This window comes from Kitasatospora sp. NRRL B-11411, assembly GCF_000721345.1.
Taxonomy (GTDB): Bacteria; Actinomycetota; Actinomycetes; order Streptomycetales; family Streptomycetaceae; genus Kitasatospora; species Kitasatospora cineracea.
On the sequence record NZ_JOGH01000072.1, the window covers coordinates 22,728 to 33,915 of the forward strand.

Below are 11,188 nucleotides of genomic sequence, written 5' to 3' on the forward strand. Positions count from 1 at the left end.
AGAGTGAAGTATCTGCGCCGCCATCAATCAAAAGTCAACATGCTCGATCAAAAAATGCGCGGAGAGGCCCCGATCCGCACACGAACGCGCACCGGGGGCGGAGGTGTCACCAGGGCCCGTCGCCGTCGGCCGGCTCCGGCCGGAGCGGGACGTCCGACGGGTCCTGGAAGATCCCCTCCAGCGCCAGGTGCGCACCGCCCCGGGCGGCGTTGGACAGGCCGAGCCCGGAGGCCGAGACCACCACCTGCTGGGAGCCGGGCGCGATCCGCCGGCGGTCCAGGAACTCCTGCGCGGGGCCGACCAGGTAGCGGCCGAAGACCGCGAAGTAGCCGCCCAGCACGATCCGCGGCGGGTTCAGCACGTCCACCAGGACGCTGAGCCCGAGGGCCAGGTCGTCGGCGACGGCGGCCAGCGCGCCGAGCGTGCGCGGATCCCCGGCGTCGGCCCGCGCCAGCAGGTCGCCGAGCCGCTCGGCCAGGTCGACCGAGCGGTCGTGGACCCGGTCGGCCGGGTCGGCGGCGGCGTCCAGCAGCGCCTGCAGCCCGACCGCGACCTCCCAGCAGCCGGTGCGCCCGCAGCCGCACGGCCGGTCGAGCCGGTCGAGCTTCATGTGGCCGATCTCGGAGCCGCGCAGCAGCCGGCCGCCGGAGATGCCGGCCCCGCCGGCACCGATCCCGCCGGTGACGTAGACGAGTTCGCGGGTGTCGGCGCCGGGGACGGCCAGGTACTCGGCGAGGGCGCCGGACTCGGCGTCGTTCTCCAGCAGGACGGGCGGCGCGTGCCGCCCCAGCCGGGCGCGCAGCTCGGGCACGGCCCGCACGTCGCGCCAGCCGAAGTTGGTGGCCACGGTGACCGTCCCGGCCGCGCTGTCGACCGAGCCCTGGGTGACCAGGGTGATCCCGACGGCGCGCATGCCGCGCCCGGCCACCGCGCTGAGGCAGTCCGCGACCAGGTCGGCCACCTCGTGCAGGGCGGCCTGCGGGGTGAGCGCGGGCACGTCGAGGGCGCGGCGGGCCTGGTGGACCACCTCGCCGCGCAGGTCGAGGGCGAGCACCGTGAGGTGGTCGGGCCCGATCTCGGCGCCGACGCCGCAGATCCAGCGGCCGTCCAGCTCGACCATCCGGTGCGGGCGGCCCACCGCGCCGGCCCGGTCGAGCTCGCCCTCGCGGACCAGGCCGCGCTGGATCAGGTCGGCGACCAGCACCGAGACGGTCGCCTTGGGCAGGCCGCTCGCGGCGGCGAGGTGGGTGCGGGACTGGGCGCCGCCCTCGCGCAGGTGGCGCAGCAGCACGCCGAGGTTGGTGCGGCGCAGCGAGGCCTTGTCGGCCACCTCGGGGTGGCCCGCCAGGATGGCGCCCGCCGGACCGACCGTGCCGGTTGTGCCGCGCTGCGTCTGTCGCACGTGCTCTCCTCGTTCCGCGGCCCGCCGGGGGCCGGTGTTGACCTTGGACATATTAGTTCAGGCACCACATGAAATAACGCCGACCGCCGATCGCCGCCCGCCGCGGCAAGCGCTCCCGCGGACGCCCGGGGGAGGGGCCGGGCGGCCCAATTAGCCCTTTCCCCAGGCAGATTGCCCGTGGCCGCCGGCGGCGGCAGCCGTCCGTCGCGGTTGCGCAACGGCCCGCCGCACCCCTTGACAGCCCCGACCCTTAATTAACACACTAGCCGAAATAACGGCCCGAGGCGTTCAACGGGCCCCCACCGCCGCGCCGGGGCCGAGCCCGCCCGCGGCCGGCAGCAGCAGAGGACCCCCATGAAGAACCGCGCGCTCAGAACCGTCACCCTCGCCGTGGCGATCGCCTCCCTGGCCGGCACCGCCGCCTGCGGATCGGACGGAACGGCGGGCCGGGCCTCCGGGCCGGTCACCATCGAGTTCTGGGGCTGGGCCCCCGGCTACGAGAAGTCCGTCGAGCTCTTCAACTCCACCCACCCGGACGTCAAGGTCAGCTACAGCAAGATCTCGCCCGGCGCCAAGGGCGGCTACACCAAGCTGCTCAGCGCCGTGAAGGCCGGCAACGCCCCCTGCCTGGCCAGCGTCGGCTTCGAGACGCTGCCCACCTTCGCCGCCGCCGGAGCCCTGCAGGACGCCACCGCCGAGACCGCGCCGTACGCCAAGGAGTACGTGCCCTGGGCGTTCGCCCAGTCCGGGGTCGCCGGGCACACCTACGGCCTGCCGGTCGACATCGCCCCGATGGCGCTGGTCTACCGCAAGGACCTGTTCGCCAAGTACGGCATCCAGCAGGCACCCACGACCTGGGCCGAGTACGCCGCCGACGCCGCCACCATCCACGCCGCCGACCCGAACGCCTACATCGGCTACTTCGGCAACGACGCCTACAACTTCGCCGGCCTCGCCTGGCAGGCCGGCGCCAAGTGGTTCGGCACCAGCGGCGACAAGTGGACCGTCGACCTGGACGACCCGGCGACCAAGAAGGTCACCGCCTTCTGGCAGGACCTGATCGACCGGAAGCTGGTCAAGGTCGTGCCGAGCTTCGACACCGCCCTCTACAAGGGCATGGGCGAGGGCACCATCCTCTCCGACGTCAACGCCGTCTGGGACACCCCGATCCTCGCCGACAGCGTCAAGCAGACCGCCGGCAACTGGGCCGTCGCCCCGATGCCGGTCTGGGACGCCGCCACCCCCGCGGCCGGCAACGCCGGCGGCACCCCCAACGCGGTGCTCAAGGGCTGCAAGCACACCAAGGAAGCCGTCGAGTTCGCCCACTGGTTCGGCACCGACCGGGCCAGCACCGGCAACCTGATCAAGGAGACCGGCATCTACCCCGCCGCCCTCACCGGCCTGGACGACCCGGCCCTCGCCGAACCCAACCCCTTCTACGGCGGCCAGCGGATCTTCGACGTCTTCAAGGACGGCGCCACCCACGTCGACCCCGGCTTCCAGTGGGGCCCGGTGATGACCAAGACCTCCGGCGCGCTCGCCGACGGCCTCGGCAAGGCGGGCGCCGGCACCACCACCCTCGACGCCGCCCTGGCCGACACCCAGGCCCAGACCCTGGCCGAGATGAAGACCCAGGGCATGGACGCCGGCTGACCATGCACCCCACCACCCCCACCACCTCCGTCGGCACCTCCGCCATCCACCGCTGGCTCCGCCCCGTCACCTACCAGGACACCCCGCCGGAACTCCTCCCGGCCGAACTCCGCGACTGACCCCGCCCCCGAGCCGTAGGATCGCGCAACAGCCGTGGTCAGGGGAGGGCACGCGATGGCGGAACTGGTGCGGATCGAGGCGACCAACTTCCGGGCGTTCGAACACGTGACGCTGGAACTCGGCCCGCGCGGGCTGGTGCTGGTCACTGGCGCGAACAACGCGGGCAAGAGCGCCCTGCTGTCGCTGCTCGACGTCGTGGGCGGTGCTACGCCGCAGGGAGCGCCACGCTACGGCAGTTCTTGGGAAGACCTTGCGGTAGTGGCGACATGGCGGCTTGAGGCGGAGGATTGGGGATCGGTTACTGTTAATCTGGGAATCGGTTCTGCAGTTGTGGGATCGGTCGACCTTGATGGGCTTCTGAGCGTTAAATATGCCGGAAGTCAGCACGGGCTGGCGCCAACGGAACTTCTTGTTCCGCAGAATGGCGACGTACCTGCTAAGCAGATCGATCTAAGGCATGCAGACGCAAGATTCATGGCTCTTTCGAGGAGGTGGTGCAGGGGTCACTTCCATTTCCATGCTCTGCGCCAGTCCGAGGGGCGTACTGCCAATCTTCAAAACGTGAGCCCATCGCTTGCCCCGAACGGGGCGAATCTCGCCACGGTCCTGCTTCATCTGCAGACCAATGTTCCAGCGGTTTGGGGTGAGCTAAAGGGGCTTGTGAGGGAGATCTTGCCGAACACTGGCGAGTTGACTATTCCAGTCAATGGAAGTAGCTGTGAGATCGTTTTTCTGTCGGGAGACAGTGGTAGGCAAGAGCGTCGAAACCTGAAGGATCTCGGTACGGGGGTCGAGCAACTGCTGATGTTGCTGGTGGTCGGTCTGACCGGTACTGCCCGGACGATCGTCCTGGAGGACCCCGAGATCGGGTTGCACCCCAGTGCCCAGCGGGCGCTGCTCGGGTTGTTGCAGGAGTGGTCGCGGGACAGGCTGATCCTTGCCGCCACGCACTCGGCCGCGATGCTGGACTGGAGTTCACCGTCCACCACCGTCCTGAACGTGCAGCGACAGGGTGGGGTGTCGACCGTCAGCACCGTTACCACCGATCGGATCCAGGTCCTGCGCGATCTCGGGATCCGGCTCAGTGACGTGCTGGCGGCGGACCGGCTGCTGGTGCTCGAAGGGCCCACGGACAAGGCGGTGTTGGACGTCTGGTTCGCCGAGCAACTGCGCCACCCCCGGGTGGCGGTCCTGGCCGGTGGCGGGGGAGCGGACGCGCGGCAGGCGGATCTGCTGGCGCGGTGGCTCGCGGACGCGGACCAACTGGAGGAGCGGCGGGTGCTGTTCGTCCGGGACCGGGACGAGCTGTCGGAGGGTGACGTTGCGCGGCTGGAGAAGCAGGGCAATGTGTTTGTGCTGCCAGTGCGCGAGGTGGAGAACCTGCTGCTGGACGCGGAGGCCGTGGCCCGGTTCGTCAACGCGGAGCGGGAAGGCGCCGGGGTGACGGCCGAGCAGGCCGAAGCGGCGATGAGGAAGGCCGCCGATGGACTGGAAGAGACGGTGGTGCTCAAGCGGGTGCTGGCCGGACTGGCCCCCGTCCGGCTGACGGACAACCGACTGCGCGACCGGCTCGCCCGTGAACAGGTCGACGCGGCCGGAGCGGTCGCCGCCGTGACCGCTCGGATCCCGCTGCGCGAGGACGTAGAAGCAGGCATTCACCGAGCCTGGACCGAAGACGCCGCCGCCGTCCGCGATGCGTGGAACACCGACTGGCGGCAACTGGCCCCGGGCGCAGACGTGCTGAAGACCGTCCTGCACGAATTCCTCAGCCGCGGCTACCGCAAGGACACCGACGGCCCCGCTCTCGCTCGCCTGATCCCGCAGCCGCCCGAGGCCCTGCGCCAGGTCTTCGACGCGTTCATGGCCGAGGACTGAGGGGCGGTGTGGCGAGCGTGGCCGAGGTCGGGGAGCTGCTGCACCGGCGCGGGTGGCGGACGGTGTTCACGGTCGGGGAGATGGTGGGGAAATGGGCCTGGCTGGTGGGGAGATCGAGACCGGTCCTCGACGGTGGACGATGACGGGCAGGCGATGGAACAGCTGATCCGACTGCCCGGCCCCGACATGTGGTGGTCGCGGTGTTTCCCGCGGGTGCTGGTGGGCGAGTTGGGCCGGGAGCTGGGGGCGACAGGAGCGGTCTGAGTCAGGGCGGCCCTACCTGTGGGAACTGATGGGGCGGCGGCCGCTCGGAGAAGCTCAGCCTTCCTGTTCCGTTGTGGGTTCCCCCTGCTCCAACTCGGCGAGCCGGGCGAGGATCCGCCTGGGAAGTTCGGCGGTGGTCAGGCGGAAGGGGCGCCAACGGTCCTGGGCATCGGGCTTCATGGAGGCGGAGAAGCGGAGGCGTCCCAGGTGGTTGGGTGGGCTTACCAACTGGGCGAACTGGGTGCTCGGGACCAGCCAGGCGGTCATGACCGCGCCGTGGTCGACGTCGACGGCGACAAACAGCATGTCCAGGTCGGGGCGAGGCTGGAAGGTCTGCGAGCGGACGTTAGCCATCACCCTGCCTTTCCGGACCTGGGTGCCGGTGGACATCCGGGACTTCACCTGCACGGCGAGGGTCGCGGAGCTGCCACGGCGGTGGAAGACGAGGTCAACGCCCTCGTCGTCGACGAGGGAGGTGGAGACGTTCAGTTCGCCTCGGGTGGCGAGGATGGAGGCGGCGGCGACCAGGTGTTCGGCGGCCTTGCCCATGCGTGCTGCGGCCGGACTCTTGTCCAGGTACTCCTCGTCGGCGGCGTTCATGCTCCGAACGTACCTGAACCAGAAGTGATGTCCCGTCATATTCAGCCCCAGGTGCGGGCAGTGACCTGGAAGGGGGTGGGGTCGGCGAGGGCTACGGCGGCGTGGTGGTGGGGTGGGGCGGGGAGGTCGGTGAGGTGGTAGGGGAGGGACCAGGTGTCTTCGGGGGTGAGGGGGCCTTCGAGGGGGACGCGCAGGCCCTGGACCAGGCGGCCGCCGTGGGCCTTGACCAGGGCTTCCTTGCGGGTCCAGAGGCGGGCGAAGAGTTCGGCGCGGTGGGCGGGGTCGGGGATGGTGCGCAGGAGGTGGGCCTCGGCGGGCGGGAAGTAGCGGGCGGCCATGGCGGCGGTGTCGGTGGCGGGCAGGACACGCTGGATGTCGACGCCGACCGGGCGGGTGGGGGAGAGGGCGATCAGGGCGTGGGCGCCGGAGTGGGAGAGGTTGAACTGGGGGCCGCCGGGGAGGGCGGGTTTGCCGTGCGGGCCGTGCTGCCAGCGGAGTTCGGCGGGGGCGACGCCGAGCCGTTCGGCCAGCAGACGGCGGAGGGCGGCGTGGGCGAGGACGTAGCGGCGGCGGGTGTCGGGGTGGCGGCAGGTGGCGGCGCGGCGCCGTTCGGCCGGGCCGAGGTCGGCGAGCAGGGGCGCGAGGGGGAGGCCCGGGCCGGGATCGGTCACCAGCCAGAGCAGGACGGTGTCGGCGGTCACCGGGGCGGCGCGAGGGTCGCGGCGGTGCGGTCCAGGAACGGGAGGGCGGGGCGGCCGGTGAGCGCCATGGTGTGGGAGAGCTCCTCGGTGGCCAGGTCCAGCACGCCCGCCACGCCGTCCGCGCCGCCGGCCGCCAGGCCCCACAGCACCGGGCGGCCGAGCAGCACCGCCCGCGCGCCGAGCGCCAGGGCGGCGAACGCGTCCGCGCCGCCGCGCACCCCGCCGTCGAACAGCACCGGGCAGGCGGCGCCGACCGCGGCCACCACCTCCGGGAGGGCGTCCAGGGCGGCCGGGGCGGTGTCGAGCTGCCGGCCGCCGTGGTTGGAGACGACCACCGCGTCCGCCCCGTGGGCCACGGCGAGGCGGGCGTCCTCGGCGGTCAGGATGCCCTTGAGGACCAGCGGCAGCGTGCTGCGCCCGCGCAGCCAGGCCAGGTCGGCCCAGGTCACCGACGGGTCGACAACCTCGGCCGTGTGCACGGCCAGCGCGGATCGGCCGGGGGCGGGGCGGTGGGCGGCGGCCATCAGCGACGGGTCCAGGTTGACGGCGCGGACGTCCGGCGGGACGGCGAAGCCGTTGCGGGCGTCGCGGTGGCGGCGGCCCAGGTACGGGGCGTCCACGGTCAGCACCAGGGCCCGGTAGCCCGCCGCGGCGGCCCGTCCGGCCAGGTCCGCCAGCACCTCGCGGCGGCGCAGCCAGTACAGCTGCAGCCAGCACGGCCCGGTGGCCGCGGCGGCGATCTCCTCCAGCGGGCTGGAGGCGAACAGGCTCACCACGTACAGCGCCCCGGCCCGCCCGGCCCCGCGGGCGGTGGCGAGCTCGCCCTCCGGGTGCAGCAGCCGGTGGTACGCGGTGGGGGCGACGCCCACCGGGGTGGCCAGCGGGGCGCCGAGCAGCTCGGTCGCGGTGTCGCACACCGAGACGTCCACCAGCACCCGGGGCCGCAGCGTCACCCGCCCGAACGCCCGCCGGTTCGCCGCAAGCGCCCGTTCCCCGCCCGCCCCGCCCTCGACGAAGTCGCGGACGGGGGACGGGAGTCGGCGGTACGCGGCGGTGCGGTAGTCGGACAGGCGGAGCGGGGCGGACGGTGGGGTGGCCGGTGGGTCGGGCAGCGGGTCGGTCATCGGGACACCTCGATGGGTCGGTGCGGGGACGGGAGCGGGCGGCGACGTGCTCACCGGGGCGCCCCCGGGTCCGGTAGCGCCCCTAGTTCCCACCACAGGCCGGTGCCCGGCTGGGCCGGGTCGGCGGGGTGCGGTCCGGCGGGGGAGATGCCGGCCGGGTCGAGGCGCAGGACGCGTTCGCCCGGCAGCGGGTCGCCGAACAGCAGCGCGACGCCCCGGCTGGTGGCGGGGACGGCGACCGGGACGCCCGGGTCGTACGGCAGCCAGTCCTGCTCGACGACCAGCAGCAGGGCCCGGCGCAGCCCCGCCGTGTCCGCGTACGCGGTCAGCAGCCGCAGGGCGGTGAACGCGGCCGTGCCGTCCGGGCCGGTGACGGCGAAGGACAGCGGGCCGCCCGGGCAGCGGTGGCTCAGCCAGCAGGCGGTGGCCCGGCCCGGGGTCAGGTCGGGGACGGCGTGCGCGAGCACCAGCAGGTCGACCTGTTCGCCCGCCGGGACCACCGCCCGGATCAGCGCCTCGGCCATCTCCCCGTACGACTGCCCGGACGACTGCCCGCCGGCCGGGGCATCGGGGGCCGGGGCGTCGAGGGCGGGGGAGAGGCCGTACGGGGCGAGCAGGTCGGTCAGGTAGCGGCGCAGGCGGGCCGCGTGCACCGGGTCGGCGGCCAGTGCGGACGGCTCCGGGAAGGCCAGCCGGGCGGTGCGGCGCACGCCCCAGCGGGAGGGGCCGGCGGCGGGCGGGCGCGGGGGGAGGAGGGTGCGGAGCGTCACGCGTCCGCCAGCAGGTTGCCCGCGACGTAGGCGGCGAGCGAGCCGACGGTGGTGAAGTCGTCCCGGCCCAGGTCCTCCACGCTGATCTCCAGGCCGAGGCGCTCCTCGAGTTCCAGGACGAGTTCCAGACCGGTGGTGGAGTTCAGCCCGAGGGCGTCCAGCAGCGCGGTGTCGGCGTCCGCGCCGGTCACCTCGCGCTTGAGCACGACCGGCAGCAACGCGCAGATCGCGTCGACCAGTTGGGGCGGGGAGACGGGGGAAGTCATCAGAGGGCTCCTTGGGGAGGGGGGTCAGTGCTGGAGGACCATGGCGGCGAACGTCGCGCCGCGCCCGGCGCCCGCCGCGGCCAGGACGTACGGCTCGCCCCGGCGCAGCAGGCCGCGCTGCCGGGCGGTGCGGTGGTTGACGAAGTGGTCGGCGCAGAAGACGTGCCCGACCGCCGGCACGTTGTCGAGCACCACCCGCTCGCGCGGGTAGCCGAGGAGGCGGCAGACCTGGTGCCAGGCCGCCCGGTTGACGTTGTGCGGCAGGACGGCCGTGACCGCCTCCAGCGCCAGCCCGGCCCGCTCGACGGCGGCCAGCACCGTCGCCGCCAGCGCCTCGCCGTAGATCCGCTGGAACTCCAGGGCCTGCTCCTCGGCGTCGGTGTCGAACTCGCCGCGCAGGTCGGCCGCGTACGCCAGCACCCGGTCCCGCCCGCCCACCGGGGAGACCAGGCAGGCCCCGGCGCCCTCGCCGAAGAACGAACTGCCCGGCACCATCCCCGCCTCCGGGGTGAACGCCTTCTCCCCGGCCAGCACCAGCGCCAGCGCGTCCGGATCGCCGTCGGCGGCCAGCAGCCGGCCCGCCGCGTCGATCGCCAACAGGCCCGAGGCGCAGGCGTGGTGGCCGACCGAGAAGACCGGCACCCCCTCGTCCAGGCCCAGCTCCGTGCACAGCTCCCGCACCGGGTCGTGCGGGAACGGGACGACGGTCGGGAACGAGCGGGCGTGCAGCACGTACCGCACCCGGTGCTCCCGGCCGCGCAGCGCCGCCAGCCCGGCCGCCGCACCGCGCAGCAGGTCCAGCAGGCTGCCGCCCGGGTCCCGGGCCACCTCGCCCAGCCCGTGGTAGCGGCGGAAGATCCGCAGCTCCATCGGCGTCAGCCCGTACTCCCCGGCCAGCGCCTCGATCGGGACCCGGCCGGACGGCAGGTGGTCGGAGACGGCGAACAGCGACGTCACCGCGGCACCCCCGCCCGCACGGCACCGGGACCGGGACCGGCACCCGCACCGGCACCGGGACCGGCACCCGCGGCCGCGGCCGCGTCGACACCTGTTCCGGGGTCCGCCCCGGCGTCCGCCGCCAGGAACTCCAGCGCCGCCTCGACCGCGAGTTCCTCCACCGTGCGCGCCAGCGCCTCCGCGTCGGCGGGGGAGACGTGCCGGGTGTCGGTCAGGACTTCCATCAGCAGGCCCTCCGGGGCGTCCTCGAACTGGGCCTGCAGGATGCGTCCCGGCAGGTCCGTGCGCCGGGTCCAGCGGAAGGTGCTGCGGGCCCGGGCGGCCCGCAGGGCCGGGGCGGTGGGGGGAGGGGTGTCGGCGGCCGGGAGGCCGGTGGTGCGGTCGTTGAAGAAGCACTGGACGTCCAGGTCCTCGCCGCGTTCCGCCGCGACCCGGGCGATCAGTTCGTTCAGGCGCTCCGGGTGGAAGTAGGCGTGCTTGTACGCGGCCAGGGTCGCGCCCCGGGCCGCCGCGACGGCGGCCGGGACGCTGCCGTCGCCCAGGTCGAGGACGGCGATGCCGGCCTGCGCGGCCATGCAGACCGTCCCGCCGATCGCCGAGCGGAAGCGGTTGTTGACCACCGGGCGGAGCACCACCGGCTGCGCCGCGCCGATCCGGCGCAGCGCCAGGGCGTACAGGCCCAGCAGGGCGGCGCGGGTGTCGCCGCCGGTGCGGGCGGCGACCAGCGGCAGCGCCAGCGGGAGGGCGGGGGAGCGGAACTCGCCGGTCCAGTGCCGGGGTTCGCGCGGGTCGGTGGAGGGTGCGAAGCGCCGGGCCGGGACGGTGCGCAGGATCCGCTCCCAGTGGCGCAGCGCCCGGGCGTTCTGCTGCTGCCCGGCCGGCGAGCCCTGCCAGGCCGCCTGTTCCAGCTGCTGCAGCCCGCTGACCGGGCCGCTCGCCCGCTCGCGCACCTCGCGCAGCATGATCGCCCCGCCCGCCGCGTCCGCGACCAGGTGGTTCATCACGCTGACCAGGTGGGTCGGCCGGCCGCCGGAGCGCACCACCGCCATCCGCACCGGCCACTCCCCGGCGTAGTCGAACGGCCGTTCCCGGTAGGCGAGTTCGACCTGTTCCGCGAGCCCGGCCGGGTCGGTCCCGGCGGGCGCGTCGTACAGTTCCAGGGCGATCCGGCCGGAGGCGGACAGCTGCTGCGTCGGGTACCCGTCCGGGCCGAACCGCAGCCGGGTGCGCATCGACGGGAACCGGCCCATCAGGTACCGCAGTTCGGCGGCCACCGACTCGACGGTGCTGCCCGCCGGGAGGACGGCCGTCCCGCCGATCGGCAGCGAGTTGCGCTGCGCGACCATCGCGTGCCAGATCTCCCACATGCCCCAGGAGAGTTCGCCGACGCCCGCGCCCTCCCCGGCGAAGGACACCTCGATCCGCTCGGCGGGGGCGTCGGCGAACTCTCCTGGGG

Annotated in this window: 10 protein-coding genes; 2 read left to right on the plus strand and 8 right to left on the minus strand. The window is 73.7% G+C overall.

The annotated features are described in order from the left end of the window. Nucleotides 1-106 precede the first annotated feature (106 nt). Entirely contained in the window at nucleotides 107-1,402 is a 1,296-nt protein-coding gene (locus tag IH44_RS0126430) for an ROK family transcriptional regulator (protein WP_198545042.1), read from the minus strand. Nucleotides 1,403-1,756: 354 nt separating this feature from the next. Here IH44_RS0126430 and IH44_RS0126435 point away from each other — a divergent pair, with 354 nt between their 5' ends. Together IH44_RS0126435 and IH44_RS44570 are read left to right on the plus strand one after the other, a co-directional pair. Then, nucleotides 1,757-3,055, plus strand: coding sequence for a sugar ABC transporter substrate-binding protein (locus IH44_RS0126435; protein ID WP_030462233.1), 1,299 nt, complete (start codon nucleotides 1,757-1,759; stop codon nucleotides 3,053-3,055). A gap of 174 nt (nucleotides 3,056-3,229) precedes the next feature. Next, nucleotides 3,230-5,050, plus strand: a complete 1,821-nt coding sequence (locus IH44_RS44570) for an ATP-dependent endonuclease (RefSeq protein WP_081967128.1) — start codon at nucleotides 3,230-3,232, stop codon at nucleotides 5,048-5,050. A gap of 318 nt (nucleotides 5,051-5,368) precedes the next feature. Here IH44_RS44570 and IH44_RS0126455 read toward each other — a convergent pair whose 3' ends face one another. From IH44_RS0126455 to IH44_RS49490, 7 genes are all read right to left on the minus strand, one after another. Continuing rightward, nucleotides 5,369-5,914, minus strand: coding sequence for a hypothetical protein (locus IH44_RS0126455; protein ID WP_030462235.1), 546 nt, complete (start codon nucleotides 5,912-5,914; stop codon nucleotides 5,369-5,371). Between the two features lie 41 nt (nucleotides 5,915-5,955). Beyond that, nucleotides 5,956-6,615, minus strand: coding sequence for a 4'-phosphopantetheinyl transferase superfamily protein (locus IH44_RS0126460; protein ID WP_051817338.1), 660 nt, complete (start codon nucleotides 6,613-6,615; stop codon nucleotides 5,956-5,958). Beyond that, a complete protein-coding gene (locus tag IH44_RS0126465; protein WP_051817339.1) occupies nucleotides 6,612-7,739 on the minus strand; it encodes an alpha-hydroxy acid oxidase in 1,128 nt (375 codons plus the stop codon). The genes IH44_RS0126460 and IH44_RS0126465 overlap by 4 nt, the downstream gene beginning before the upstream one ends. 50 nt (nucleotides 7,740-7,789) lie before the next feature. After that, nucleotides 7,790-8,509, minus strand: a complete 720-nt coding sequence (locus tag IH44_RS0126470; RefSeq protein ID WP_051817340.1) for a hypothetical protein — start codon at nucleotides 8,507-8,509, stop codon at nucleotides 7,790-7,792. Continuing rightward, nucleotides 8,506-8,775, minus strand: coding sequence for a phosphopantetheine-binding protein (locus tag IH44_RS0126475; protein WP_030462239.1), 270 nt, complete (start codon nucleotides 8,773-8,775; stop codon nucleotides 8,506-8,508). Before IH44_RS0126475 ends, IH44_RS0126470 begins: the two co-directional genes overlap by 4 nt. 24 nt (nucleotides 8,776-8,799) lie before the next feature. After that, nucleotides 8,800-9,732 carry a 3-oxoacyl-[acyl-carrier-protein] synthase III C-terminal domain-containing protein gene (locus tag IH44_RS0126480; RefSeq protein WP_030462240.1) on the minus strand — a complete coding sequence of 311 codons (933 nt, stop codon included), beginning with the start codon at nucleotides 9,730-9,732 and terminating at the stop codon, nucleotides 8,800-8,802. Further along, the coding region (locus IH44_RS49490) for a condensation domain-containing protein (RefSeq protein WP_157852467.1) at nucleotides 9,729-11,188 on the minus strand (1,460 nt) is incomplete at its 5' end. The genes IH44_RS49490 and IH44_RS0126480, both read right to left, overlap by 4 nt.